At 61.2% G+C, this 26,984-nt stretch carries 16 protein-coding genes; 6 read left to right on the plus strand and 10 right to left on the minus strand.

From position 1 onward, the window contains the following. Nucleotides 1-4 precede the first annotated feature (4 nt). Together Q8X48_RS05780 and Q8X48_RS05785 are read right to left on the minus strand one after the other, a co-directional pair. Nucleotides 5-2,164 carry a type I secretion system permease/ATPase gene (locus Q8X48_RS05780; protein WP_407799414.1) on the minus strand — a complete coding sequence of 720 codons (2,160 nt, stop codon included), beginning with the start codon at nucleotides 2,162-2,164 and terminating at the stop codon, nucleotides 5-7. Nucleotides 2,165-2,180: 16 nt separating this feature from the next. Beyond that, nucleotides 2,181-3,539: a TolC family outer membrane protein gene (locus Q8X48_RS05785; protein WP_407799415.1), complete on the minus strand. Its 1,359-nt coding sequence runs from the start codon at nucleotides 3,537-3,539 to the stop codon at nucleotides 2,181-2,183. A gap of 587 nt (nucleotides 3,540-4,126) precedes the next feature. Here Q8X48_RS05785 and Q8X48_RS05790 point away from each other — a divergent pair. Beyond that, a complete protein-coding gene (locus Q8X48_RS05790) occupies nucleotides 4,127-13,522 on the plus strand; it encodes a retention module-containing protein (RefSeq protein WP_407799416.1) in 9,396 nt (3,131 codons plus the stop codon). A gap of 121 nt (nucleotides 13,523-13,643) precedes the next feature. Here Q8X48_RS05790 and Q8X48_RS05795 read toward each other — a convergent pair whose 3' ends face one another. The 5 genes from Q8X48_RS05795 to Q8X48_RS05815 form a co-directional block, all read right to left on the minus strand. After that, on the minus strand, nucleotides 13,644-14,861 hold the full coding sequence (locus Q8X48_RS05795; RefSeq protein WP_407799417.1) for a carboxypeptidase regulatory-like domain-containing protein: 1,218 nt from the start codon (nucleotides 14,859-14,861) through the stop codon (nucleotides 13,644-13,646). A 102-nt stretch (nucleotides 14,862-14,963) separates the two neighbouring features. Continuing rightward, nucleotides 14,964-16,934 carry a cyclic di-GMP receptor LapD gene (gene lapD / locus Q8X48_RS05800; protein WP_407799418.1) on the minus strand — a complete coding sequence of 657 codons (1,971 nt, stop codon included), beginning with the start codon at nucleotides 16,932-16,934 and terminating at the stop codon, nucleotides 14,964-14,966. A 22-nt stretch (nucleotides 16,935-16,956) separates the two neighbouring features. Then, nucleotides 16,957-17,664 carry a cysteine protease LapG gene (gene lapG / locus Q8X48_RS05805; RefSeq protein WP_407799419.1) on the minus strand — a complete coding sequence of 236 codons (708 nt, stop codon included), beginning with the start codon at nucleotides 17,662-17,664 and terminating at the stop codon, nucleotides 16,957-16,959. Between the two features lie 142 nt (nucleotides 17,665-17,806). Beyond that, on the minus strand, nucleotides 17,807-18,202 hold the full coding sequence (locus tag Q8X48_RS05810) for a YbaN family protein (protein WP_015096310.1): 396 nt from the start codon (nucleotides 18,200-18,202) through the stop codon (nucleotides 17,807-17,809). 10 nt (nucleotides 18,203-18,212) lie between these two features. Next, the gene (locus Q8X48_RS05815) at nucleotides 18,213-18,800 is read right to left on the minus strand and encodes a UPF0149 family protein (RefSeq protein WP_007975277.1); all 588 of its coding nucleotides are present in this window, start codon (nucleotides 18,798-18,800) and stop codon (nucleotides 18,213-18,215) included. Between the two features lie 388 nt (nucleotides 18,801-19,188). Here Q8X48_RS05815 and recQ point away from each other — a divergent pair, with 388 nt between their 5' ends. From recQ to Q8X48_RS05835, 4 genes are all read left to right on the plus strand, one after another. After that, entirely contained in the window at nucleotides 19,189-21,315 is a 2,127-nt protein-coding gene (gene recQ, locus Q8X48_RS05820; protein WP_407799420.1) for a DNA helicase RecQ, read from the plus strand. A gap of 119 nt (nucleotides 21,316-21,434) precedes the next feature. Then, the gene (locus tag Q8X48_RS05825; RefSeq protein ID WP_007975279.1) at nucleotides 21,435-21,869 is read left to right on the plus strand and encodes a MarR family transcriptional regulator; all 435 of its coding nucleotides are present in this window, start codon (nucleotides 21,435-21,437) and stop codon (nucleotides 21,867-21,869) included. A gap of 127 nt (nucleotides 21,870-21,996) precedes the next feature. Continuing rightward, complete coding sequence (locus Q8X48_RS05830) at nucleotides 21,997-23,247, plus strand: type IV pilus assembly protein FimV (RefSeq protein WP_407799421.1); 1,251 nt, start codon at nucleotides 21,997-21,999, stop codon at nucleotides 23,245-23,247. Between the two features lie 33 nt (nucleotides 23,248-23,280). Next, entirely contained in the window at nucleotides 23,281-23,568 is a 288-nt protein-coding gene (locus Q8X48_RS05835) for a SelT/SelW/SelH family protein (RefSeq protein WP_095963812.1), read from the plus strand. Here Q8X48_RS05835 and Q8X48_RS05840 read toward each other — a convergent pair. Continuing rightward, nucleotides 23,562-24,455 (minus strand): DMT family transporter, encoded by an 894-nt coding sequence (locus Q8X48_RS05840; protein ID WP_407799422.1) that lies wholly within the window; start codon nucleotides 24,453-24,455, stop codon nucleotides 23,562-23,564. The genes Q8X48_RS05835 and Q8X48_RS05840 overlap by 7 nt on opposite strands. Nucleotides 24,456-24,526: 71 nt before the next feature. Beyond that, nucleotides 24,527-25,291 carry a helix-turn-helix transcriptional regulator gene (locus tag Q8X48_RS05845; RefSeq protein WP_407799423.1) on the minus strand — a complete coding sequence of 255 codons (765 nt, stop codon included), beginning with the start codon at nucleotides 25,289-25,291 and terminating at the stop codon, nucleotides 24,527-24,529. Between the two features lie 134 nt (nucleotides 25,292-25,425). On the opposite strand from Q8X48_RS05845, the gene Q8X48_RS05850 reads away from it, so the two are divergent. After that, nucleotides 25,426-26,241, plus strand: a complete 816-nt coding sequence (locus Q8X48_RS05850) for a UDP-2,3-diacylglucosamine diphosphatase (protein ID WP_095963815.1) — start codon at nucleotides 25,426-25,428, stop codon at nucleotides 26,239-26,241. 138 nt (nucleotides 26,242-26,379) lie between these two features. On the opposite strand, the gene Q8X48_RS05855 is transcribed toward Q8X48_RS05850, so the two are convergent. Then, nucleotides 26,380-26,970 carry an HD domain-containing protein gene (locus Q8X48_RS05855; RefSeq protein WP_126046829.1) on the minus strand — a complete coding sequence of 197 codons (591 nt, stop codon included), beginning with the start codon at nucleotides 26,968-26,970 and terminating at the stop codon, nucleotides 26,380-26,382. Nucleotides 26,971-26,984 lie beyond the last annotated feature (14 nt).

The raw sequence follows: 26,984 nt of genomic DNA on the forward strand, positions 1-26,984 counted from the left end.
GTATCTAAACAGCCGCAGAGCCGACACGGCCCTTGCGCAGAGCATCGATGACTGCTTCTTTCGGCCCGTCGGCGACGATCCGTCCGTTGTCCAGCACCACCAGCCGATCCACCAGGCTCAGCATCGAGGTGCGGTGAGTCACCAGTAGCACGGTTTTGCCCTGGACCCAGCCGTGGAGTTTTTGCCGCAGGACGTCTTCGCTGCTGTTGTCCATGGCGCTGGTCGGTTCGTCGAGCAGCAGGATCGGCGGGTCGAGCAACAAGGCCCGGGCCAGCAAAACCGCCTGGCGCTGACCACCGGACAGCAACTGTCCGCGCTCGCCCACGGGCCGGTCGAAGCCTTGCGGGTGTTGCCGGGCCAGTTCGGTGACGCCGGTGAGTTCGGCCACTTCGAGCATGCGTGAGTCACTGATGTAGCGCGCGCCGAGGGTCAGGTTATCGCGCAGGCTGCCGGCCAGCAGCGGCAGGTCGTGAGCGACGTAACCGATCTGATGGCGCAGGTCGGCGACGTCCAGCTGTCGCAAGTCCAGGCCATCGAGCAATAGCTGGCCTTCTTCCGGTTCGTAGAAACCCATCACCAGCCGCGCCAGGGTGCTTTTGCCCGAGCCGCTGCGACCGATCACGCCGATTCGCTCACCGGGTTTCACGCTGAAACTGACGTTGGCCAGCGCCGGGGTATTCTGGCCGTTGTAGTGGAAGGTCACGCCGACGACATCCAGCGCCCCTTGCAGTTGCGTGCGCTCCAGTGGCCGTTGTTTGGCGTCGCGCTCCTGGGGCAGGCCCATCAGCGCGTCGGTGCTTTTCATGGTCAGTTGCGCTTGCTGGTAGCGGGTGATCAGGCCGGCGATCTGTCCCAGTGGCGCCAATACCCGACTGCCGAGCATGTAGCTGGCCACCAGGGCACCGACGCTGAGATTGCCAGCGATGATGCTGTAGACCCCGGCGACGATGGTCGCCATGCCCGACAGCTGCTGGATGAACAGCGTGCCATTGGTGGCCAAGGCCGAGAGGTTGCGCGCATGGCTGTCGAGGCGGGTGAGGGCGCCGTGGGTGCTTTCCCATTTGTGCTGGCGTTCGCTTTCGGCGCTGCAGGCCTTGAGGGTTTCCAGGCCGCTGAGGGTTTCGATCAGCAACGCCTGGCGTTCGGCGCCGAGGGTGAGGCTTTTCTGTACGGTGTCGCGCAGGCGGACCTGGATCACCATGGCGAAAATGATGGTGATGGGAAACGCCAGAATCGGAATCACCACCAGCCAGCCACCGAGCAGGCCGATCACCAGCAGCATCAGCAGGCAGAAGGGCAGGTCGATCAGGCTGGTGAGGGTCACGGCGGTGAGAAACTCCCGCAGGCCCTGGAAGTCATGAATGCTTTGGGCAAAACCACCGATGGTCGCCGGCCGCGCTTTCATCGCCATGCCGGTAATGCGCTCGAACAGGGTGGCCGACAGGATCACGTCGGTTTTCTTGCCGGCGGTATCCAGCAGGTGCGCGCGAACGACCCGCAGCACCAGTTCGAAAGCGGTGCCGATCAGTAGACCGATCGCCAGCACCCACAAGGTCGAAGTGGCCTGGTTCGGCACTACGCGGTCGTAGGTCTGCATCACGAACAGCGGCACCATCAGACCCAGCAGGTTGATCAGGAAACTCGCCAGGATCGCGTCGCTGTACAGCCATTTCGACAGCTTCAGCGTATCGCGGAACCAGGCCTGGACCCGAGGCACCAGCGGCGAGCGCAAGTCTTCGAGTTCGTGGCGTGGCCGGGCAAACAGCGCCTGGCCACTGTAGTGTTCGGCCAGCTCTTCAGGGCTGAGCCATTGTTCGCCGCCGTCGGCTTCGCTGGGCAGGATCAGCACCTTGCCGTCCTCGGCATAACGACGCAGGACGGCCGTGCGGCCGTTGTTGAGCAACAGCAGCACAGGCAGGTTGAGCGGCGAGATGTCCTTGAGGTCACGGCGCAGCAGGCGTGCCTGCAAACCGGCCCGGGCCGCTGCACGGGGCAGCAGGTCCAGGCTCAGGCGTTGGTGTGCCATGGGGAGCCCGGCACTGAGGCTGGCGCGACTGACCGTCGCGCCATGGAGTTTGCAGAGGATCAACAGACCGTCCAGAAGCGGGTCATCGAAGCTCAGGCGCGGATCGACACCGGTGTTGCCGGGTTCCATGCTGGTCATTGAACCCTCCCATGCACTACTTCATTTCAGGCAGACGAGCTTCGTTTTTCACTTCGGTCTGGGCGATCGCGTCGGCGGGCAGTACGACCCGTTGTTTGCTCAACAACTGGCCCATGTTCGCCAGGATGCGGTACATCGAAAACTCTTCGGTGTAGCGCACTTCGGTGTAGCGGCGGTTGGCGTTGTAGAGTTCGTTTTCGCTGTCGAGCAGGTCAAGCAGGGTCCGCTGGCCGAGGCCGAACTGATCCTGATAAGCAATGCGTACGCGCTTGCTGGTGTCGGCGTATTCACGGGCGGTCGGGGTTTGTTTCTTGGCATTGACCATGGCGTTCCAGGCCAGGTGAATATTCTCGTTGAGCTGGCGCAGGGCATTGTTGCGGATGTCCATGGCCTGGTTGATCTTGTGCGCGTCGGAGGCCAGGCGCGCCTTGTCGCTGCCGCCGCGGAACAGGTTGTAATTCATCACCACGCCGACCCGCCACTCGTTGTCGTGGCCTTCGTCACCCTGCACGTTGTTGTTCGCGCCCACTGCCGCCTCGGCGTCAAGGCGTGGGTAGAAGGGCGACTTGGCAACTTCGTACTGGCTTTCGGCCGATTGCACGTCGGCCTGGGCGGATTTCAGGTAAGGGTTGTTTTCCACCATGCTCTGCTGGGCTTCGGGCAGGGAGGCAGGGACTTCGCCGCGAATCGATGGCGGGGTTTCGAGTTCATCGGGCATACGCCCGACAACGGCGTAAAAGTTCGACTCGGCGTCCGCCAGATTGACTTCGGCGGTGTCGAGGTTGTTTTCTGCCAGTGCCCGGCGAGCGCTGGACTGGTCGGCATCGGCGTTGCTACCCACGCCGCGCTGGGTGCGCAGGCCGATCTGGTCGTTGACCCGCAAGTGCGCTTGCAGGTTGTTCTTGGCCAGGGTCACCAGTTCGCGGTGCTTGAGCACCTCGAGATAAACCTCGGTGGTGCGCAGGGCCAGATCCTGAGCCGTACCCTGAGCGTAATAGGCTCGCGAGTTGACCACGCCTTTGGTGCGATCGACTTCATTGGCGGTGTTGAACCCGTCAAAAAGCATTTGCCGCAGGCGCAATTCCGACTGGGTGTAGTTGAGAATTTCGGTGTGGTGATTGCCGAGCGCGCGAGTATTGGTGTTATCGCTGTACCCGCGCCCGTAAGCAGCGTTCAGATCTACCGATGGATAAAAGCCCCCTTTCGCGACCTTCACGTCTTCGTCAGCCGACAGACGGCTGTCCACCCGCGAAGCCAGTTCCGGGTGCGTCGCGATGGTGCTCTGGATTGCTTCGGTCAGCGTCATGGCCTGAGCCTGGGACGAGCAGGCCATGGCCAAAAGAACCGCGCTGCAGAGGGGGGTTAATAGGCGCATGTACATCTCCCTGATTCCTGATGGTGCTTATCAGTCGCCAATTTATTGACGACATTTGTAGGTAAAGTTGTTTCACGTATTTAACAAAAGAGCTAAGAACATTCTGGAGCGTAGCTAAGAAATTTTTTTCATAACGGCTATGCAAAAAAAAACTTATGCGCTCTACAAAATCCAGCACATTGTTCAAGTCGAAAGCCCTTGTTTTACGAGCTCTAGGGGGCTCATCGGGCTTTGAGGAAAGTTCCAATCCACTTATCGAAATAGAGCGGAGAAGTGCTGGAGGGGAGGGATGCGAGCGATCTGGTGGCGACGGTTTTTTGTCACTTGAGTGCTTCGAGATCGTTACGCATCGCTCACAGGCAACGTTGTTGCGAACAGGGATCCGATGCCATTGATTGCAGAGGGATTTTCCCGAAATCGTAAACAGCGCCGTGAGCGACTGGCTGGGCGAGATCGTTGCCGGGTACACGGCTTACTCAAGTAAATCGGCACCCGGAACACGATCCACCAGGCAACCCGCTCGAGCCATGAGCACGTTCTTCGCACAATCAAGGTGCCGACGGCGGTTGGCGGCGGAGGAAGTGCACATGGCAACGCTCATCGGAATCGTCAGTAAGGTCATCGGTCAGGTGTTCGCGGTTGCGAGCGATGGCACCCGGCGTGCTTTGGTCGAAGGGGACAAGCTGTTCGCTGGCGACCAACTGAGTACCGGCGCTGAAGGCGCGGTAGCGGTGCATCTGCAAAATGGCCAGGAACTGACCCTCGGGCGCGGCAGCAGCATGCAGATGACCCCGCAATTGCTCGCCAATCAGATTCCCCATGTGGACTTGTCCGAGGCGGTGACGCCGAGCCAGGCGCAACTGACGGATGTCGAACAGCTGCAAAAAGCCATTGCGGCGGGCGACGACCCGACCCAAACCGCTGAAGCCACCGCTGCCGGGCCGTCTACGACTAGCGGTGTACCGGGCGGCGTCCAGGGCAGCGGCCATAGTTTCGTCATGCTCGAGGAAGTGGGCGGGCGAGTCGAACCCACCATCGGCTTCCCTACTGCCGGTTTCAATGGCATTCCCGAACTTCCCGAAGAACGCCTGAACGCTAATCCGGACAATAACGCTGTAGCGGCCGATACCCCTGTGGTGCCACCAGTGACGCCGCAGGTGCCGAACAATCCGGTCAGCTTCGAAGGTCTGTCGGGGCAGAACGGCGATCGGACTGTCAATGAAGCCAACCTGACCGACGGTTCGTTGAGGAACGAAGGTTCGCTGACGCGAAGCGGCACCTTCACCATCAATGCGCCAGACGGGCTGACCAGCCTGAGCATCGGCGGCATCAACGTGATCAGCGGCGGTGTGGCGGCAGGTTTTGCGCAGTCGTTCACCACCCCTCTGGGCAGTACCTTGACCTTCACCAACTACAACCCGGCCACGGGCGTGGTCAGTTACAGCTACACCCTCAACCGTGCTGAAACCCATGCAAGCGGCGAGGGTGCCAATAGTCTTACCGAGCGCGTCACCGTGGTGGCCAGCGACAGCAATGGCGACAGCGCTACGGGTACGCTGGATCTCACCATCATCGATGACGTGCCCAAAGCAGTCGATGACAACAATGGCACCGCCTCGGAAACCTTGCTGACGCTTAACGGCAACGTATTGACCAACGATGTGCAAGGCGCTGACCGTGTGCCGGTTGGTGAAAACAGCGGGCCGATCACTCCCGGCACCTTCACCGGTACCTACGGCACCCTGGTGCTGAATGCCAATGGCACCTACACCTACACCCTCAACACCAACGATGCCGACTTCAAGGCCCTGCACGGCGGTGGCGACGGCACCGAAAGCTTCACCTATACGCTGACGGACGCCGATGGCGACAGCAGTACGGCGACCCTGGTGCTGCAGATCCACAACAACGATGACCCGGTGACGATTGGCGGTTTGAACGTCGAGGGCGGCGAACTCTCCGTCTTCGAGAAAAACCTCAGTGATGGCAGCGCGCCGGATGCCACGGCGCTGACCCAGAACGGTACCTTCACCGTTACTGCACTGGACGGTGTCACCAGCCTGACCGTCGGCGGCATCGCCGTGGTCACCGCGGGTGTGGCGGCGGGATTCCCACAATCGATCACTACGCCATTGGGCAGCACGCTGACCATCACCGGCTTCAACGCGGCCACCGGTGTCGTGAGCTACAGCTACACCCTCAATGACAACGAAGCGCATCCGACGGCCAATGGCACCAACACCTTGCCTGAGCAGTTTGCCGTGACCCTGGTCGATGACAACGGCACCACCGCGACTGGTTCACTGGACGTCAACATCGTCGACGACCTGCCAAAAGGCGTGAACGACAGCAATGGCACCGCCTCGGAAACCCTGCTGACCCTCAACGGAAACGTGCTGACCAACGACGTGCAAGGCGCCGACCGGGTAACCATTGGAGAAGGCACTGGCCCGATCGCCCCCGGCACTTTCACCGGCACTTACGGCACCCTGGTGCTGAATGCCAACGGCACCTACACCTACACGCTGAACACCAGCGACGCGGATTTCAAAGCGTTGCACGGTGGTGGCGACGGCACCGAGACCTTCACCTACACCATCACCGACGCGGACGGCGACAGCAGCACAGCGAACCTGGTGCTGCAGATCCACAACAACGACGATCCGGTGACGATTGGTGGTTTGAACGTCGAGGGTGGCGAACTCACCGTTTTCGAGAAAAACCTCGGCGACGGCAGCGCACCGGATGCCACCGCGCTGACCCAGAACGGCACCTTCACCATCACCGCGCTGGACGGTGTCACCACCCTGACCGTCGGCGGCATCGCCGTGGTCACCGCGGGTGTGGCGGCGGGCTTCCCACAATCGATCACCACGCCATTGGGCAACACCCTGACCATCACCGGTTTCAACGCGGCCACCGGTGTCGTGAGCTACAGCTACACCCTCAACGACAACGAAGCCCATCCGACCGCCAACGGCGCCAACACATTGCCTGAACAGTTCACCGTGACCGCGGTCGACGACAACGGCACCACCGCGACCGGTTCACTGGACGTCAACATCGTCGACGACCTGCCAAAAGGCATGAACGACAGCAATGGCACCGCCTCGGAAACCTTGCTGACCCTCAACGGAAACGTGCTGACCAACGACGTGCAAGGCGCCGACCGGGTAACCATTGGAGAAAGCACTGGCCCGATCACCCCCGGCACTTTCACCGGCACTTACGGCACTCTGGTGCTGAATGCCAACGGCACCTACACCTACACGCTGAACACCAGCGATGCTGATTTCAAAGCCCTGCACGGCGGTGGCGACGGCACCGACACCTTCACCTACACCATCACCGACGCGGACGGCGACAGCAGCACTGCGAAACTGGTGCTGCAGATCCACAACAACGACGATCCAGTGGTCCTCAACGGCCTCAACGTGTACGGCGGCGAGCTGACGGTCTACGAGAAAAACCTCAATGACGGCAGCAACCCCAGCGCGCCGGCCCTGACCCAAAGCGGTACCTTCACCGTCACTGCACTGGACGGTGTGACGACCCTGACCGTCGGCGGCATCGCCGTGGTCACCGCGGGTGTGGCGGCGGGCTTCCCGCAATCGATCACCACGCCATTGGGCAGCACCCTGACCATCACCGGTTTCAACGCGGCGACCGGTGTCGTGAGCTACAGCTACACCCTCAACGACAACGAAGCCCATCCGACCGCCAACGGCGCCAACACATTGCCTGAACAGTTCACCGTGAACGCGGTCGACGACAACGGCACCACCGCGACCGGTTCACTGGACGTCAACATCGTCGACGACCTGCCAAAAGGCGTGAACGACAGCAATGGCACCGCCTCGGAAACCCAACTGACCCTGAACGGCAACGTATTGAGCAACGACGTGCAGGGCGCCGACCGGGTAACCATTGGTGAAGGCACTGGCCCGATCACCCCCGGTACCTTCACCGGCACCTACGGCACTTTGATACTCAACGCCAACGGCACCTACACCTACACGCTGAACACCAGCGATGCCGATTTCAAAGCCCTGCACGGCGGTGGCGACGGCACCGAAACCTTCACCTACACCATCACCGACGCGGACGGCGACAGCAGCACCGCCAACCTGGTACTGCAGATCCACAACAACGACAATCAAGTGACACTCAACGGCCTCAACGTGTACGGCGGCGAGCTGACGGTCTACGAGAAAAACCTCAGTGACGGCAGCAACCCCAACGCACCGGCCCTGACCCAGAGCGGCACCTTCACGGTCACCGCCCTCGATGGCCTGCAAACCCTGACCGTGGGCGGCATCGCCGTGGTCACGGGAGGCGTAGCGGCGGGATTCCCACAATCGATCACTACGCCATTGGGCAGCACGCTGACCATCACCGGCTTCAACGCGGCCACGGGTGTCGTGAGCTACAGCTACACCCTCAACGACAACGAAGCGCACCCAACCGCCAACGGCGCCAACACATTGCCTGAACAGTTCACCGTGACCGCGGTCGACGACAACGGCACCACCGCGACCGGTTCACTGGACGTCAACATCGTCGACGACCTGCCAAAAGGCATGAACGACAGCAATGGCACCGCCTCGGAAACCCTGCTGACCCTCAACGGCAACGTGCTGACCAACGACGTGCAAGGCGCCGACCGGGTAACCATTGGAGAAAGCACTGGCCCGATCACCCCCGGCACTTTCACCGGCACTTACGGCACTCTGGTGCTGAATGCCAACGGCACCTACACCTACACGCTGAACACCAGCGATGCTGATTTCAAAGCCCTGCACGGCGGTGGCGACGGCACCGAAACCTTCACCTACACCATTACCGACGCGGACGGCGACATCAGCACCGCCAACCTGGTACTGCAGATCCACAACAACGACAATCAAGTGACACTCAACGGCCTCAACGTGTACGGCGGCGAGCTGACGGTCTACGAGAAAAACCTCATTGACGGCACCGACCCCAACGCCCCGGCCCTTACCCAGAGCGGCACCTTCACGGTCACCGCCCTCGATGGCCTGCAAACCCTGACCGTGGGCGGCATCACTGTCGTCAGCGCAGGCGTGGCCGCCGGCTTCCCGCAAACCGCCGTCACGCCGCTGGGCAGCACCCTGACCATCACCGGCTACAACTCAACCACCGGCGTGATCAGCTACAGCTACACCCTGAACGACAACGAAACCCATCCAACCGCCAACGGCGCCAACAGCCTCACCGAGAACATCAACGTCGTCGCTACCGACACCGATGGCGACATCGCGAACGGGCAGATCAACGTCAACATCATCGACGACCTGCCGACCGCCAAAGCTGATGCGGACTCGGTGCAGGAGGGCGGCACCGTCAGCGGCAATGTGCTGGACAACGACATCGGCGGTGCCGATGGTCCGGCGGCTGCTGGCGCCGTGGTCGGCGTGCGCGCGGGTAGCGATACATCAACCTCGGCCATCGGCGGGCTGGGCAACCCGATCAACGGCACCTACGGTTACCTGACCCTCGATGCCAACGGCAACGCCGTGTATCACAGCACGCCTAACGCGGTGAGCGGCCCTGGTGCGGTGGATGTGTTCACCTATACCGTGCGCGATTCCGATGGTGACGAAAGCACCACCACCATCACCATCGATGTTTACAACAGCTGCCTGAAAGCGGTCAGCGACAACGATGTGACGGTCTACGAAAAAGCCCTCGACCTGAGCCAGGGCGGACAGGACCTGGCCGCCGGTGCGGTCGTCGGTAGCGATCCGACCAGCACGGGCGAAACCGCTTCCGGCACACTGGTGGGCTCGGTCACTCACGCCGTCGGCGCGATCACCTACGCCCTGGTCGGCAGCAACCTGGGGGCATACGGACAGATTCAGCTCAACGCCAACGGCACCTACACCTACACCCTGACGACCCCGCCGAGCACCACACCGAACGCCAATGACGGCCCGAACGTGATGCACGAGACCTTCAATTATCAGGCTACCGACTCGCTGGGCAATATCGTCACCAGCACCATCGTGGTGGACATTGTCGATGACGTGCCCAAAGCGATGAACGACAGCAACCTCGGCACCGCCTCGGAGACAGTGCCGAGCCTCAGCGGCGATGTGTTCGGCAACGACGTGATCGGCGCTGATAAAGTCGCCGTCGGCCCGGTCACCCCAGGCACCTTCACCGGTACCTATGGCACCCTGGTGCTCAATGCCAACGGCACCTACACCTACACGCTCGATCCCAATAGTGCGGACTTCAAAAACCTGCACGGCGGTGGCAGCGATACCGAAACCTTCACCTACACCCTCACGGACGCCGACGGTGACATCAGCACCGCCAACCTGGTACTGCAGATCCACAACAACGACAATCAAGTGACACTCAACGGCCTCAACGTGTACGGCGGCGAGCTGACCGTTTACGAGAAAAACCTCATTGACGGCACCGACCCCAACGCACCGGCCCTGACCCAGAGCGGCACCTTCACGGTCACCGCCCTCGATGGCCTGCAAACCCTGACCGTGGGCGGCATCACCGTGGTCAGCGGTGGCGTGGCCGCCGGCTTCCCGCAAACCGCCGTCACGCCGTTGGGCAGCACCCTGACCATCACCGGCTACAACCCGGCCACCGGCGTGATCAGCTACAGCTACACCCTCAACGATAACGAAGCCCATCCAACGGCCAACGGCACCAACAACCTCATCGAGAACATCAACGTCGTAGCCACTGACACCGATGGCGACATCGCGAACGGGCAGATCAACGTCAACATCGTCGATGACTTGCCGAGCGCCAAACCTGACTCGTCGTCGGTAACGGAGGGCGGCACGGTCAATATCGGTGTGCTGGGCAATGACATCAGCGGCGCCGATGGTCCGGCGACGGTGGTCGGCGTGCGCGCCGGTAGCAATACCTCGACGTCGGCCATTGGCGGGCTGGGCAACCCGATCAATGGCACCTATGGCTACCTGACCCTCGATGCCAATGGCAATGCGGTGTATCACAGCAACCCGGGTTCAGTCGGCGATGCGGGGGCGACCGATACCTTCACCTACACCGTGCGTGACTCCGATGGCGATGAAAGCACCACCACCATCACCATCGACGTGGCCAACAGCATCATCAAGGCCAATCCCGATAGCGACGTGACGGTCTACGAAAAAGCCCTCGACCTGAGCCAGGGCGACCAGGACCTGGCCGCCGGTACAGTCACCGGCAGCGATCCGGGCAATACTGGTGAAACCGCATCCGGGACCCTGGTCGGATCTGTCTCGGGTGCCAGCGGCGCGCTCACCTACACCCTGGTCGGCAGCGCCACCGGCACCTACGGGCAAATCCTGCTCAACCCCGACGGCAGCTACACCTACACCCTGACCTCGGCGCCAAAAACCTCGCCGAATGCCAACGACGGTCCGAACAGCCTGAGTGAAAGCTTCACCTACAAGGCCACCGATGCGTCTGGCAACAGCAGCACCAGCACCATCGTGGTCAATATTGTCGATGACGTGCCCAAGGCGGTGGCATCGGATCGCTCGGTGGCAGCGGTGGAGATCGATTCCAACCTGCTGATCGTGCTCGACGTCTCCGGCAGTATGATCGACCCTTCCGGCGTGTCGAACCTGTCGCGGCTGGAATTGGCCAAGCAGGCCATCAGTGCCTTGCTGGATAAATACGACGACCTGGGCGACGTGAAAGTGCAACTCGTCACCTTTAGCAGCAGCGCCACCGACATGACTTCGGTATGGGTCGATGTTGCGACCGCCAAGACCCTGCTTGCCGGCCTCACCGCGAACGGTGGCACCAACTATGACGCGGCCGTGGTGACCATGCAGACCGCGTTCAACACCTCGGGCAAACTGACCGGTGCACAAAACGTCGGCTACTTCTTCTCCGACGGCAAGCCCACCACCGGCCAGGAAATCGGCACCGCCGACGAAATCGCGCTGAAAGCCTTCCTCGATGCCAACAACATCAAGAACTACGCGATCGGCCTGGGCAGTGGCGTAAGCAACGCGAACCTCAATCCACTGGCCTATGACGGCAATAGCCACACCGACACCAATGCGGTGGTGGTGACCGACCTCAACCAGCTCAACTCGGTGCTGTCCGGCACGGTGAACGGTGCACCGGTGACCGGTTTGCTGCTGGGCGAGGGCGGTGCTTTCGGCGCCGATGGCGGCTTCATCAAGACCATCACGGTGGACGGCACCACGTACACTTACGATCCGAGCGGCAACACCAATCAGGGCTCCCTGAACTTCAGCGGCGGGCTCAACCATGGCACGTTCAACACCGTGGACAACACACTGAACATTGCCACCAACAACAGCGGTACCTTGCAGATCAATCTCGACACCGGTGAATACGCCTACATTTCGCAGAAAACCACCTCGGTGTTGATCACCGAAAACATCGGCTTCACCGTCAGCGACAACGATGGCGACCTGGCCAGCTCAACCCTGACGATCAAAGTCATACCGAACGCACCGCCAGTGGCCGCCGATGACTACGTCATCACCAACGTGCTGTCGAGCAACATCGTGGTGCCGGGCGAACTGTTGCTGGCCAACGACACCGACCCCGATGGCGACCAACTTTCGGCGACACCGACCTCGTTCAACACCGGCTGGGTCGTGAAAGGCGGGGACTTCACCGGTACCGGCGCGATAAGCTTCACCGGCGAAAACAACAACCCCGCCAACCAGAGTCTGGCCAACGTACGCAACGCCTTTGCGGCCAACGCAGCGACCATGACGGCGATGCTGGTGGTCAGTGGCTATCTCAGCGCAGCGAACCAATCCAATGGCAACAATGAAGACCTCATCACGGTCAAACTGAAACAGGGAGAGACGCTCAGCCTCGATCACAACCTGGACCCTGGGCACATCACGATGGAGTATTCGCTCAACGGTGGGGCGTTTGTCAGCATCGCCGATGGCGGAACTATCACCGCAGGCGCGGACGGTACTTACCAGATCCACGTGACCAACATCGCCAACACCAGTGGCAGCAATAAGAATTCGGCAGAAAACTACGAACTGACCATGACGGTGAACTACGCCGGGGCACAAGAAGTCACCACGGACTACCACGGTACCTACACCGCCAACGACAACCATGGCGGCAGCGACTCGGCCAACCTGACCATCAGCTATCAGGACGGCCACACCCTCACCGGCACCAGCGGGGATGACATCCTGGTGGCGGGCACGGGCAGCAACATCATCAATGCCGGCGACGGCAACGATGTGCTCACCGCCGGCTCCGGCAACAACGAACTGCACGGCGACGCCGGCAATGACTTGCTCTACAGCGGCCCGGGCAATGACACCCTGGATGGCGGTACGGGCATCGACACGGCCAGCTATGCCCACGCCACCGCCGGGGTCACGGTCGACCTCAGCCTGCTCGCTGCGCAGAACACTCTCGGCGCGGGCACGGACACCCTGATGGCTATCGAAAACCTCACCGGCTCTAACTTCAACGACACCCTGAGCGGCGATAACACCAACAACGTGATCAACGGCGGCCTGGGCAACGACATCCTCAATGGCGGGGGCGGCGATGACTTGCTGATCGGTGGCCTGGGCAACAACACCCTCAGCGGCGGGGCAGGGGCCGACACCTTCCAGTGGCTCAAGGGCAACAGCGGCCATGACGTGATCACCGACTTCACGCCCGGCACCGACAAGCTCGACCTGTCGCAACTGCTGCAAGGGGAAAACGGCACCACGGCTTCGCTGGACGACTACCTGCACTTCACCGTCACCGGCAGCGGGGCGTCGACGGTGACCAGCATCGACGTCAGCGCCATGGCCGGCGCCGCGCCGAACCAGACCATCGACCTGGCCGGCGTCAACCTCGCCAGCCAATACGGTGTCACGCCGGGAGCGGGTGGGGTGGTCGCGAGCGGGCATGACACGGCGACCATCATCAACGGCATGCTCAACGATCATTCGTTGAAGGTGGATACCGTGTGACCTGAAACCGGAACGGAAAAACCCGCCATTGCTGTGTAAGGGATGGCGGGTTTTTTCATTCAATAGTTTCTAACCAGGGCGCTGCCTGGCCACTGGAGTCTGCAACGCTTGCGATGACTGCTTATACGTTCGGTACCCCGGTAGTAATCGTCCAGGGGGCGGACTCTGAGTTGTCACCATAGTCTGCCACCGCGATGAATTGATAGGTGGTTCCGTATTCCAGACCTGTAACCAATCTGGCCCATTTACCCGTATCGTCGGTCGGTTCCGGCTTCGGCCCGGTGACGCCATTGATCTTCAGCCTGATCTGCGCTGACTGGGCCGCATCACCCCTGACAATGACATGGTTGTATGGGGTGGTAGCGTTGTCCTGGATCAGGCCGTCCGAATCGTACACTCGGGTATTGTGCGGTTTGATGGTGGATTCCACGGTAAAGGTGCGGGGCGGGGCGGTGATTTCCCCATCGCCATAGTCCGCCCTGGCAGCGAGCCTGTAGTCTCCATCTGTCACATCGAGCAGGATTTTCCAGGCTCCATTGACGGGATCAGCAGTTGCGACGGCATCTTTTATGGGGGCGCCGCCATTGAGTAGCTGAATGCTCTCACCGAGCATGGCATGCCCCTTGATGATCAACTGACTCTTGCCGGTGGTGCAACCTTCAGGCACAGAAGGGCCGTCTTCGGACTCGAGGACGTCATCCAGGCTCAGTTTCACATCCAATATGACGCGGAAGGTAAACGCACTGGATTCTTTGCCATTGGCGGCCCTGATCTTGATGCTGTAGTCGCCTGCGGTAAGCCCGTCGAGGGTGAGCTGGAACCGCCCGACATCATCCACCGTGTCTTTCTTGCCCGTGGGGGTGTCACCGTTGAACGCTTCAAACTCCATACCGGGAGGTGCGTAACCGGAGAACTCGAGCGAGTCGCCGTCGTAGGGATCGCCATCTTTAATCGGGCCATTCTTGCCGATGACTGTGTCGATGATTGGCGTCTCGGTCGCCAGGACGATAACGTACGGTGGTCTGGAGCGATCTTGAGGCGGGTTTTTCTCGATAGCGTAAAGGCTGTAGCGCTGGAAGCTTCGCAGAGTGACCTCTTTGATCCAGTCTCCTGAACCATCGCTGGTCACGTCAGTAATTGTGTCCTCCCCATGGCGAATCTCGAGCACCGTAGTTGCGCCGGCCGTACCCTTGAAGTTCAGGGTTTTGTCAAAAGTAACGCTGTTATTGCCAACGAGATGACCGTTGCTGTCTCGGACTTCATCGAAGGTTACTTTCGCTATTGTTTCATTCTGTATGTTTGGCGTGATTGCCGAGGTTTTCGGGGGGGTAGTGGTCATGATGACTCCGGGTGTTGAAGAATTTTGGATGCCGGAGTGATTTAAAACCTCGTCAGATAACCTGCCTACTCTCATAAGTGACAGCTGTAAGTTGGTTTTCGGTCAATGGTCGACGTTGCCTTGGAGGCCAGGCAAGGTTGGCTCCGGCGGCCCGATCAACCGCCCCATCGCGCCGAAAACACCCAGCTCTCTGATGGCCGCCAACTCCCCTGACGTCTCGACCATCTCGGCAATCAACGGCAAATCAATGCTGTGGGTCGCGCGAAAGATTGCGTCGATGAACAGCCGCTTGTCAGGCTGCTCGTCGATGTTGCGAATGTAGGCTCCATCGATTTTCAGGTACGCCAAACCCAACTGGGTGAGGTTGCCGATCTGGCTGAAACGCCCGCCGAAGTGTTGCAGGCCGATGCGATAACCGGTGTTCAGCAGACTGTGGCTCAAATGCTGCAGTTCTTCGGGGGAGGGCAACTGGCGCTCGTCGATTTCCAGGGTCAGCAGCGGTGCCAGTTCGGGAAGAGAGTCAAGCAGGTCGAGGATTGTTCGCCATTGCACCGGGTCGCGCAGGGTGCTCCCGTACAGGCTCAATGCCAAGGGCCTGCGGTTGACCACCAGGTCGTCCAGCGTGGCTTCGAGCATGGCCAGGTCGAAGCGTGCCGACCAGCCGAGACGCTCGATCCACGGTAGGAAATGCCCGGCGGCAATTGCCTCGCCCTGTGGATCGAGCAGGCGTGCGAGCACTTTGTGATGCAGTACCTGGCGGGTGTCGGCGCATTGCACGACGGGCTGGAAGTACAACTGCATCTTGCCTTCGCTCAAGGCATCGTCGATCCAGGTGCGCCAGTCGTGCTGGGAGTGATTCGGCGCGGTGTCATGGTGGCCCAGATACACCCAGGGTCGCTCGGGACGTTGCCGGGATTCAGTCAATGCCTGATCAAGGCGCAGCAGTACGTTGCCGATCGGCTCTCCGGGGCGATAGGCGACAACGCCCAGGTGGGCGACCGGCATGCAATCGCTGGCGCCGGTCAGGCGCAGGTTCTCCAGGCTGATGCTGACATCTGTGGCCAGGCGCACGGCACTTTCGGCGTCCAGACCCGGTGTCAGCAGGCTGAATTCGCCACCGCGATTGCGCGCCGCCAGCCAGGTGCGACGTTCCGGCAATTGGGTCAGGCGCCTGAGCAGTTCGCCGGCGGCGCTGATCAGTGCGTCCGTTCGTTGGCCGCCCAGTCGCTGGTTGAGCCCGTTCAGGTCGTTGATCCGCAACATCAGCAGGTGGCCATCGCGGCTCTGTTCGCACACTCTCAATTGGTCGCCCAGTTGTTCGTCGAGCAGGCGCCGGTTGGCCAGGCCTGTAAGGCTGTCCAGATAGGATTCGGCCCGCAGTTTCTCGCTGCGCGCAGCTTCTTCGACAAATAGCGCCTTGAGTTTTTCGACCATCTGGTTCATGGCCAGCACTACCCGTTTCAGCTCTGGTGTGCGTGGCAGGTTGGGCAGGCTGAGAAACTCGCGTTTACTGATGGCTTCGGCTTGTCGGACCATGTTGTCGAGTGGGCGGAACTGCCTGCGCAGCATCCATCCTCCAATCACCGCACTGAACAGCCCGCATAACAGCAACCAGATCAGACTGCCGAGGGTGCTGTCCCAGAGCTTGGCCAGGGCGAATTGAGGATTGCTCAGTACTTCGACCCGTGCCAGCTGTTCCCAGCCGCGCATGACCAAGGCGTCGCCACCCTCCGGGCGCAGGTTGACCAGGTTGACGAACCAGTCAGGCACACCGTCGATTTTTGTCGGTGTGCTGCGCTCCACCAGGGTTTGCTGATCCTTGAGCCTGATCACGCGAATGCTGCTGAAATAGCCGCTGTCGAAAATCGAACTGACCATCAGCTCCATCATTGCCGGGTCATCGACCTGTGCCGTCAGCGACAGCCCCAGCGCGGTGGCCGCATCCTGGGCGTGGGCGCGCAGCTGACTGAGCGTTTGCTCGCGGGAGCTTTCGAGGCTGGCAAAAAAACTGCCGCTGAACGCCACCAGCAGGAACAGGCAGATGGCCAGGAACAACTGTTTACGCAGTGTCATATCTCGCTCCTTGCCATGGCGGTTAGCCGTCGCCGATGTCGAACCCTTCACTCTGCATCTTTTTCAACACGTCCTGCCAGCGCGACAGTTTTTTCGAGTCGCTGCTGCGTTGGCTGCCGTTCTTGCCCGGGAGGTACAGGCCTTCGGCGTTGAAGGCGTACACCGGCAGCAAGTCTTTGCGTTGGGAGGCGGGGCGGATATCGCCGATCAGGTTGTCCAGCACCAGTGGATCGGCCGTGGGGGCGCTGTAGAACGTCAGCACCATGTGCGCCTGGTTCTGGCTCAGGGCCTTGACGTAGGTGATGCGCAGTTTTTCGCTGGGAAAACCTAGCCGGCGCAGGCTGAAATACTTCGCCAGCGCGTAGTCCTCGCAATCGGCGGCACCCTTGATCAGGGCTTCGACAGGCGTGGCCCAGTAATCGGTCTGTTGCCAGATGCGCGTGTCGTCCTGGAAATTCAACTGCTGATTGAAGAAGCGGTTCACCGCGTTGAGCTGCTCACGTTCGGGCGCACCGCGTGCACTTTGCAGCATCTGACTCCACGCCTCGATCCGGTTTCGTGCCGGTCCCGACGGGCCGTAGCGTTTTTCCACGGTTTGCAGGATCTGCGCAAAATCCCAGTCGGCCCGGACGCCGTTGAAAACGGTCAGTAGCAAACCGGCCAGCAGCAACCCGCCGCCGAGCCGAAGTCGGAGCGCTGGCCATCCTGGACTACGCAGACTGCGGGCCATGTCTGGCTGCTCGAGTGTAGGTTCGTGGAGTTTAGGTGGAGATTCTGCAGGGGGAGGGCAGGTCGTCGGAGGAAGAGAGTTCGGTGGACGGCTTTTTGTGGCGATCCGACAAGCCCCCTCGCCACAATGGCCTCGGGAGACTTCAGGTTTTGCGCAGGGTTTTTTGCCTGAGGATGTAGATCGTCACCAGCACCGCACTGGTCAGCATGAACCCCCGTGCCCAAGGCAGCGGCACCAGATAACAGGACAACAGGATGCTCGCCCACATCAGGCCGATGGCGTAGACCTTGCTCTTGAGCGGAATGCCGTTGCCGTCGAGGTAATCGCGAATCCACGGACCAAGCCGTGGATGCTTGACCAGCCATTGATAGAAACGCGGGGAACTGCGGGCGAAGCAGGCGGCCGCCAGCAGCAGGAAGGGGGTGGTGGGCAATACCGGCAGGAAAATCCCGATGACCCCCAACGCTACGCTCAGCCAGCCGATGGCCAGCAGCACGTAGCGCAACATCAGGGGGCGGTTGCCTATGGGGTTGTCCATAGGCAAAACCTTAGTGGTGACGGGGTTTGAGAATCGCCGGTTTTTCGTCTGGCGCGTTGCACAGCAGGTACAGCGCAGTCAGGGCTTCCGGGATCTGCACGATCATGTCGTCCATCAGGTTGGCGTCGGCGGCAATGTCGGAGAATTCCGGTTGCTCGTCGAACAGGCCAGAACCGACCATGATCGGCAGCAGCATTTCGCTGACTTCGTCTTCGGCGGTTTCAAACCAGGCTTCTTCGCGCAGGAACACGCCCTCCATGAAACCGATGCACCAGCCGCGCAGTTCGGAATCGTCCGGGTCGTCGCCCAGGTCCAGGTCGCACGGCAACTCGAACTCCTCGTCGGAGGCCAGTTGGCGGGCGATGTGGGCCTTGAGGCCGATCAGCGTGGCTTCGATCTCTTCGCGCTGGGCTTCGCCACTGTAATGCGGCTCTTCGGCGAACAGTGCGTCGATCCATTCACGGTCCGGGACCACTTCGGAACAGATCGACAGCGCAGTGAGGTAGCCGTGGGCGGCCACGTAGTCCAGCGCCTCGTCATGCAGTTCATCAGCGTCGAGGAAGACTTGCAGGCGGGTTAGTTGCTCAGCGAAGGACATTAAAGGACTACCTTGGGGAATGTTCGATGCGGGAATTCTAGGCCTTCTTGAGCGCTTGGGCCAGCCGCACGGCATATTTGCCGCTCATGTACCCCGCCTCTCCCTGTAGGAGCTGCCGGAGGCTGCGATCTTTTGATTTTTCTTTTTAAAGACAAGATCAAAAGATCGCAGCCTCCGGCAGCTCCTACAAGGATCATGTCCATTCCCTCTTATCAGCGGTGCCCTTTGCCGGACGGGGCTCGGGTATACTCGCGCGTTTTGTGATGCCCTGCTGGCTTCACGGCTGAAATGTGAAGCGTCATGCAATGCGCACTTACGATTTGTCGGTGCAGCATCGCGGGTTCTGAACCAGCCTTGCAGGGATGTTTCGGTGATTTTTGGAGTTTTTATGCTCGAACAGGCTCAACGCGTCCTCAAGGACATCTTCGGCTACGACAGTTTCCGTGGCCGCCAGGGTGCAATCATTGAGCGCGTGGCCAGCGGTGGCGATGCCCTGGTCCTGATGCCTACCGGTGGCGGCAAATCCCTGTGTTTCCAGGTCCCGGCGCTGCTGCGCGAAGGCCTGGCCGTGGTGGTCTCGCCGCTGATCGCCCTGATGGACGATCAGGTCGCCACCCTGGAAGAGCTGGGCGTGGCCGCCGCCGCGTTGAACTCCACCCTCAGCGCCGAGCAGCAGCGCGACCTCGCCGCCCGCATCCGCCGCGGTGAAGTGAAAATGCTCTATCTGGCGCCGGAGCGTCTGGTCCAGCCGCGCATGCTGTCATTTCTGCAGGGACTGAACATTTCCCTGTTCGCCATCGACGAAGCCCACTGCGTATCGCAATGGGGACATGACTTCCGTCCGGAATACCTGCAACTGGGCCAGTTGGCGGAAATGTTCCCCGACGTGCCGCGCATCGCCCTGACCGCCACGGCCGACAAGCGCACCCGGGAAGAAATCGTCACCCGGCTGCACCTGCAAGACGCCGAGCGCTTCCTGTCGAGCTTCGACCGACCGAACATCTTTTATCGCATCGTGCCCAAGGAACAGCCGCGCAAGCAGTTGCTGGCGTTCCTCGCCGAACGCCGCAGCGATGCCGGTATCGTGTATTGCCTGTCGCGCAAGAAAGTCGAGGAAGTCGCCGCGTTCCTCAGCGAGCAGGGCTTTCCGGCGCTGCCGTACCACGCCGGTCTGCCCAACGATTTGCGGGCTTACCATCAGAAGCGCTTCCTCAACGAAGAAGGCCTGATCATGGTTGCCACCGTGGCGTTCGGCATGGGCATCGACAAGCCCAACGTGCGTTTTGTCGCGCACCTCGATTTGCCGAAATCCCTGGAGGCCTATTACCAGGAAACCGGTCGTGGTGGCCGTGACGGCCTGCCGGCAGACGCCTGGATGGCCTACGGCCTGCAGGACGTGGTGATGCTCAAGCAGATGCTGCAGAACTCCGAAGGCGACGAGCGCCACAAACGCCTGGAGCAGCATAAGCTCGACGCCATGCTCTCGCTCTGTGAAGAAACCCGCTGCCGTCGACAAACGCTGCTGGCCTACTTCGACGAGGACATGCCCCAGCCTTGCGGTCATTGCGACAACTGCGTCGACGGCGTGCAGACCTGGGATGCCACCGAGCCCGCGCGGCAGGCGCTTTCGGCGATCTACCGCACCGGTCAACGCTACGGTGTCGGACACTTGGTGGATGTATTGCTGGGCAAGGACAACGAAAAGGTCCGAAACATCGGCCATCAGCATCTTTCGGTGTTTGGCGTTGGCAAGGCGATGACAGAGGGCGAGTGGCGCTCGTTGTTCCGCCAACTGGTGGCCCGTGGTCTGGCCGACATCGACCTCGAAGGCTACGGTGGCCTGCGCCTGAGCGACAGTTGCCGGCCGCTGCTCAAAGGCGAGGTGACCCTGGAGTTGCGCCGCGATCTCAAGGCGCAAACCGTGGCGAAAAGCAGCAAGAGCCAGGCGAGCCAACTGGTCCGTGGCGAGGAGCGCGAACAGTGGGAAGCCTTGCGCGCCCTGCGGCGCAAGCTCGCCGAAGAACATGGCGTGCCGCCGTATGTCATCTTCCCCGACTCGACCTTGCTGGAAATGCTGCGCAGTCAGCCGACCTCGCTGGCCGAAATGGCCACCGTCAGCGGCGTCGGCGCGCGCAAGCTGGAGCGTTACGGCAAGGCCTTCCTCGAAGTACTCGGCGGCCAGGTCGAGGCGCCGAAACCGGTGGCCGACGTACGTCACGAATTGATCACGCTGGCGCGGGCCGGGATGACACCGGTGCAGATCGCCGGTCAGTTGCAGTGCTCGGAAAAGAACGTCTACACCATGCTGGCCGAAGCGATCGGCAAGCAACAGTTGTCGCTGGAGCAGGCGCTGGATCTGCCTGAAGACCTGATGGGTGAAGTCCAGGACGCCTTCCTCGACGGCGAAGGCGAATTGCCGCCGGTTTCCGAGATCGCCGCGCTGTTCGCGGGCCGGGTACCGGAAGGGGTTTTGTACTGTGTTCGCGCTGCCTTGCAGTCGGAATTCGAGATTTGAGACATCCGTAGTGCTGATGTAACGATTCAGTACAGATCAAGCCTTGCCTCGGATCGAGGCTCATGCTTAGCTGACTAATAATTAGTTTTTATTTATTTCAGTCTAATCATGAGTGTTTTATGCCGTTAACCGATCAACACCGCTTTGGCATGCAATTGGCCCAGATGTCCCGTGGCTGGCGTGCCGAACTGGACCGCCGTCTGGCGGGCATGGGCTTGTCCCAGGCGCGCTGGCTGGTGCTGCTGCACCTGGCCCGTTTCGAAGAAGCTCCGACCCAGCGGGAGCTGGCACAAAGCGTTGGCGTCGAAGGCCCGACCCTGGCCCGTTTGCTCGACAGTCTGGAAAGCCAGGGTCTGGTGCAGCGCCAGGCTGTGCTGGAAGACCGTCGGGCGAAGAAAATCGTGCTCTGCGCCCCGGCGCTTCCCTTGATCGAACAAATTGAAACCATTGCCACGCAACTGCGTCACGAACTGTTCGAAGGCGTCGATGAGGCGGATTTGAAGGTGTGCATGCGGGTTCACGGCCATATCCTGGGCAACCTTGAAAAATCCTGAGGCATAACCGACTGCCAGGCTTTTGAGAGACCGCATTGCGCAGACTATAAGAACTACTCGGCGATATCGTGTTCGTAACGGATGTACGAACGCGTACGGGTAATTTTTGTAGATCTCAAGGATGCTCATGCTCAAGTGTTGGCGGTTGGTTTTGCGCGGTTGTTCAAAGGGGTTGCTGGCTGGGGCGGCGGTCACTTACTCGGCATGGGCTCCGGCGCTGGGCCTGGGGGAAATCACCCTGCATTCGGCGCTGAATCAACCGCTGCGTGCCGATATCGCCCTGGTGGATGCGGCTGGCCTGGAGGAGGGCGAGCTGTCGGTGGGCCTGGCATCGGCAGACGAGTTCAGCCGTGCCGGGGTCGACCGGGTCTTTTTCCTCGACAATCTGACATTCACTCCGGTCCTGCGCGGCAAGCGCAGCGTGATCCAGGTGACATCCAGCAAACCGGTCAGTGAACCCTTCCTGAATTTCCTCGTGCAGCTCAATCAGCCCGGCGCCCGGTTATTGCGCGAGTACACGGTGCTGATCGATCCACCGGGGTCGCCAGGCATTGTTGCCGCCACCGATGAGCCGGTTTCCAGCTCCGCCGCGTCCGCATTCCCCAGGGTTCAACCGGTCGAAACGCCGCCACCCGTGGCAAAGACGGCGCCAGCCACAGACGCCTCCATGGTCGACCCCGCTGTGGAGCAACTGGCTGCCAGCACCCTGCAAAACCACCAGTTGCAATCCACAGTCGATGAACTCAATGCGAAGCTGCAAAGCCAGGATGAGCTGATCGACGGCCAGAAACAGCAGTTGGCCGAGCTGCAAACCCAGCTGGCTGAACTCAAGAAGGTAAAGGCGCAACCCATGGTTTCTGATGCAGTGGCACCGGCCCCCGCCATTGCTGACCCCCCCGGGGTTGGCTGGTTGCAGATTGCCGGTGTGTCGGCGTTGATGGGGTTGCTGGCGCTGGGCTGGTTTGTACGTCGTCGGCGCCAGCAGCATCAGGCCACGGATTCAGAGGCTCTGCCGTCGCCACATGAGCCGTCGGCTGAGTTTTTTACCGAGCCAGTGATCTGGCCGCCCGTCGCGCAATCGCCCACTGCGCAGCGCGACGGGGTGCCAGCCAATGTTGAACTCGAGTGGGTCGATAACCGTCACACCATCCCGGTCGCTGCTGCCGTGGCGGCTCCGGGTTTGGCGATACCCGGCGAATCCGTCATTGACGATGAGTACCGGCTCAACCTGGAGGAGCTGTCCATGGCGTCGAGTTGGGACGTGATCAGCCTGGACGAGACCAGGCAGCCGGTGGCTCTGGCCATGATCGAGCCTGCGTTCGGGTTAGAGGCACAACCTGATCAGCCGACTCGACAGTCACCGGCCGGGCTATCATAGCGGCGTCGTCAAACTCTGGAGTTGCTTCCCATCATGACTGCCCACAAACCGGAAATCGTCATCACCTATTGCACGCAATGCCAGTGGCTGTTGCGTGCGGCCTGGCTGGCCCAGGAACTGCTCAGCACCTTTGGTGACGACCTGGGCAAAGTCTCCCTGGTACCGGGCACTGGCGGGGTCTTTCATGTGTTCTGTGACGCCGTGCAGATCTGGGAGCGCAAGGCGGACGGTGGCTTCCCTGAAGCCAAAGTGCTCAAGCAGCGGGTCCGCGACCAGATCGACCCGGACCGCGACCTGGGACACAACGACCGCACTCAGTGAGACGCAGCCTCGGCGGTAACGGCTTTCTTGCTCGAACTGCTTGAGAGGCTGCTGGACACCGCGATTGCCACAATGATCAACGCACCTCCCAGCAACATGCGCAGGGTCGGGTTTTCGTTGAACAGCAGCCAGGCGACGGTGATGCCGTAGACCGGCTCCAGGGCGAACACCACGGCGGCGGTGCGTGCCTTGATCACCGCCAGGCTGGCGACAAACAAACTGTGGGCGACACCGGTACAGAACACCCCGAGCAGGCCGATCCACAGCCAGTCGATGGCGCGTACTTCGCTCAATTGAGGCGCCGCTACCGGCAGCAGGCACAGGGCAACCACCACGTTCTGGCACAGCGCGGCCTGCACGGGCGGGACGCGCCCGGAGCCGGCACGGTTGGTCAGCGACAGCAGGGCGAACAACAACCCTGAACCCACGGCCCACAGCAGGCCGGTGGTGGCGCCGCTGGCCAGGTCAAAATCAGGCGTGACCAGCACCAGCCCGACACTCACCAGCAGCACCAGCACAATCTCATTGGCGCGAATGCGCTCGCGGAAGATCAACCCTTCGAGGATCACGGTAAAGGCCGGGAAACTGGCGAAGCCGAGCGTTGCAATCGCCACGCCTGCGACTTTCACCGCAATGAAGAAACTCACCCAGTGCCCGGCGAGCAACAAGCCGCCGAGCAGCAGCCGACGCCAGTCCACGGCCTCGAGTTTATGCCAGCGCGTCTGGCTGGCGAACCGTGCAAAAAACGCCAGCGCGAGCACGGCAAAAGCGGCACGGCCGAACACGATGATCGCCGGTGATGCGGCAGCCAGTTTGCCGAACACGGCGGTCAGGCCGAACATCAATGCGCCGATATGCAAGGCGCCAAGTGCGGTACGGGGAGTCATTGCAATCCTTGATGACAAACGAACAGAGGCATCATTGAAGCGCGTAATGGCCCGTCAAGTCTGTCGGCAGACTAGCGTTTTTTGTCGCCAGCCTCGCGCCGCAGTTTTCCGGGCGATGCCCCGAACTCGCGCAGCACCGCCGCCGCGAAGGCACTCTGGGAACTGTAGCCGACGCGGCTGGCAATCTCGCCGATGGGCAGCGCGGAGTTGCGCAGCAAGCCCACAGCGATATGCAGGCGTCGGCTGCGGATGTAGTCCATCGGCGTCTGCCCGCATTCAGCCACGAACCGCGCATGCAGACGGGCACTGGAGAGGCCGGCCACCCGGGCCAGGTCGGCCACCTGCAGCGGGTACGCCGCGTACTGATCGATGTGTGCATTCAGCGCAGCGTAGGGCAGGCGCCGACCGCCGACGGTGTCGGGCCTGGCGTTGTTCAGGCTGGCCAGCAACAGCACCGCACCTTGTTGTGCGATCAGCGGATCATCGACCGGACTGTTCGCCAGCCAACTGACCAATTGGCTTTGTCCCGCGTCCAGAGGCAGGCGGCCGGGGTTGTCGAGCAAGCGTCGGCTGGACTCGGCGTGATCGCCCAACGACTGCGAAACCCATTGTTCGCCGGGCACATCCAGCACCAGGCAGCGGCTGCCATTGGCGCTGCCACACGCGTGATGCGCGCCGCAGGGCACCACCACGAAACTCTGTTGGACCACCTGGCTGCCACGGCCGTCGACCTCGAAATCCAGGGCGCCCGAAAGCCCGAACACCAGTTGCGCGTGGTCGTGGCTGTGGACGATCAGGTCGTGGCTGTATTGGCGCAGCGTGAGGATCGGTCTCATCGCGGGTCTCCCGGTTCAGGGCGTCAGTCTACACCGAGCGGGCCAACAAGCGTTGTCACAGGACTGACTTGACGCTGTCATGGACCATTAACCGGGCCGCGGCAGACTTGGCAAAACTTGCCAGAGGGTTGCCCATGACCAGCGCCGAGCTCGCCAAACCCACCCGTAAGCAACGCGTACGGACGCTATGGATTTCCGACGTGCATTTGGGCACCCGGGATTGCCAGGCTGAACACCTGTCGCAGTTTCTCAAGGGCTACCACGCGGACAGAATCTACCTGGTCGGTGACATCATCGACGGCTGGAAACTGCGCGGCGGCATGTACTGGCCGCAGGCGCACACCAACGTGATCCGTCGCCTGTTGACCATGAGCAAACGTGGCACCGAGGTGATCTACGTCACCGGCAACCACGATGAGTTTCTGCGCCGCTATTCGAAACTGATTCTGGGCAATATCCAGTTGGTGGACGAAGCAGTACACGTCACCGCCGACGGCCGGCATCTGCTGGTGATCCATGGCGACCAGTTCGATGTGATCACCCGGTATCATCGCTGGCTGGCCTTTCTCGGCGATTCGGCCTACGAATTCACACTGACCCTCAACCGCTGGCTCAATCATTGGCGCGCGCGATATGGCTACGGCTACTGGTCGCTGTCGGCCTACCTCAAGCACAAGGTGAAAACCGCAGTCAGCTTCATCAGCGACTTCGAAGAAGCCATCGCCCATGAATGCGTGAAGCGCGAGCTGCACGGCGTGGTGTGCGGGCACATTCACCATGCCGAGATTCGCAAAGTGGGCGAGGTGGACTACCTCAATTGCGGCGACTGGGTGGAGTCGTGCACGGCGCTGATCGAGCATTGGGATGGTTCGATCGAGTTGTACCGGTTGGCGGATGCCCAGGCGCGGGAGGCGCAGATGAAGGCGACGAAAGTTGCCGAGTTGGCCTGACAGTCATTTGGTGTTTGTACTGGCCTCTTCGCGGGCAAGCCCGCTCCCACAGTGGGCGAAGGTGAGCACAAAACTTGTGGTCGCCAGATAACCCTGTGGGAGCGGGCTTGCCCGCGAATGGACCGCGCAGCGGTCCTGTCAGGCTGGCGAGTGTTCTTCCATCGCCGCCTTGTAGATCGAGTTTCTGGGGTGCGCAAACAACCGCTCCATCATCGGCTCGAAGAAGCTCAATGGCAGCGTGTCATACGCCGGATCAAACGCCGCCGCATCGTATTTGGCACAGAACTCTACGGTCGCCTGGTACTGCGGATGGTCCTGGAACTGCTCACGCAGATGCCGATCCATGCCCAGGTGATGAAAGAAGTAGTAGCCCTGGAAAATCCCGTGCTTTTCCACCATCCACAGGTTCTCGGCGCTGACGAACGGCTTGAGGATTGCTGCGGCGATGTCCGGGTGGTTGTAGGAGCCCAGGGTGTCACCAATGTCATGGAGCAGGGCGCAGACCACGTATTCCTCGTCGCGACCATCGCGAAAGGCGCGGGTGGCGGTTTGCAGGGAGTGGGTCAGGCGATCCACCGGGAACCCGCCAAAATCCCCCTCCAGTAACTTCAGGTGCGCCACAATCCTTGTCGGCAATTGTCGCGCGTAGGCACTGAAGTCTGCGGCGATGATCGCCCAGTCTTCCTGCGTGCCGTCCTTCATGTGGGTGAAGCGGGCATTGGCATTCATAGGCAACTCTCTTG

Origin of the sequence: Pseudomonas sp. QLc11A (genome assembly GCF_052112305.1) — a bacterium.
GTDB classification, from domain to species: domain Bacteria; phylum Pseudomonadota; class Gammaproteobacteria; order Pseudomonadales; family Pseudomonadaceae; genus Aquipseudomonas; species Aquipseudomonas laurylsulfatiphila.

What these genes read in the sequence shown, in the direction of transcription:
- Q8X48_RS05780 (WP_407799414.1), bottom strand. Translation starts at nt 2,164, where the DNA reads ATGACCAGCATGGAACCCGGCAACACCGGTGTCGATCCGCGCCTGAGC.
- Q8X48_RS05785 (WP_407799415.1), bottom strand. Translation starts at nt 3,539, where the DNA reads ATGCGCCTATTAACCCCCCTCTGCAGCGCGGTTCTTTTGGCCATGGCC.
- Q8X48_RS05790 (WP_407799416.1), top strand. Translation starts at nt 4,127, where the DNA reads ATGGCAACGCTCATCGGAATCGTCAGTAAGGTCATCGGTCAGGTGTTC.
- Q8X48_RS05795 (WP_407799417.1), bottom strand. Translation starts at nt 14,861, where the DNA reads ATGACCACTACCCCCCCGAAAACCTCGGCAATCACGCCAAACATACAG.
- lapD (WP_407799418.1), bottom strand. Translation starts at nt 16,934, where the DNA reads ATGACACTGCGTAAACAGTTGTTCCTGGCCATCTGCCTGTTCCTGCTG.
- lapG (WP_407799419.1), bottom strand. Translation starts at nt 17,664, where the DNA reads ATGGCCCGCAGTCTGCGTAGTCCAGGATGGCCAGCGCTCCGACTTCGG.
- Q8X48_RS05810 (WP_015096310.1), bottom strand. Translation starts at nt 18,202, where the DNA reads ATGGACAACCCCATAGGCAACCGCCCCCTGATGTTGCGCTACGTGCTG.
- Q8X48_RS05815 (WP_007975277.1), bottom strand. Translation starts at nt 18,800, where the DNA reads ATGTCCTTCGCTGAGCAACTAACCCGCCTGCAAGTCTTCCTCGACGCT.
- recQ (WP_407799420.1), top strand. Translation starts at nt 19,189, where the DNA reads ATGCTCGAACAGGCTCAACGCGTCCTCAAGGACATCTTCGGCTACGAC.
- Q8X48_RS05825 (WP_007975279.1), top strand. Translation starts at nt 21,435, where the DNA reads ATGCCGTTAACCGATCAACACCGCTTTGGCATGCAATTGGCCCAGATG.
- Q8X48_RS05830 (WP_407799421.1), top strand. Translation starts at nt 21,997, where the DNA reads ATGCTCAAGTGTTGGCGGTTGGTTTTGCGCGGTTGTTCAAAGGGGTTG.
- Q8X48_RS05835 (WP_095963812.1), top strand. Translation starts at nt 23,281, where the DNA reads ATGACTGCCCACAAACCGGAAATCGTCATCACCTATTGCACGCAATGC.
- Q8X48_RS05840 (WP_407799422.1), bottom strand. Translation starts at nt 24,455, where the DNA reads ATGACTCCCCGTACCGCACTTGGCGCCTTGCATATCGGCGCATTGATG.
- Q8X48_RS05845 (WP_407799423.1), bottom strand. Translation starts at nt 25,291, where the DNA reads ATGAGACCGATCCTCACGCTGCGCCAATACAGCCACGACCTGATCGTC.
- Q8X48_RS05850 (WP_095963815.1), top strand. Translation starts at nt 25,426, where the DNA reads ATGACCAGCGCCGAGCTCGCCAAACCCACCCGTAAGCAACGCGTACGG.
- Q8X48_RS05855 (WP_126046829.1), bottom strand. Translation starts at nt 26,970, where the DNA reads ATGAATGCCAATGCCCGCTTCACCCACATGAAGGACGGCACGCAGGAA.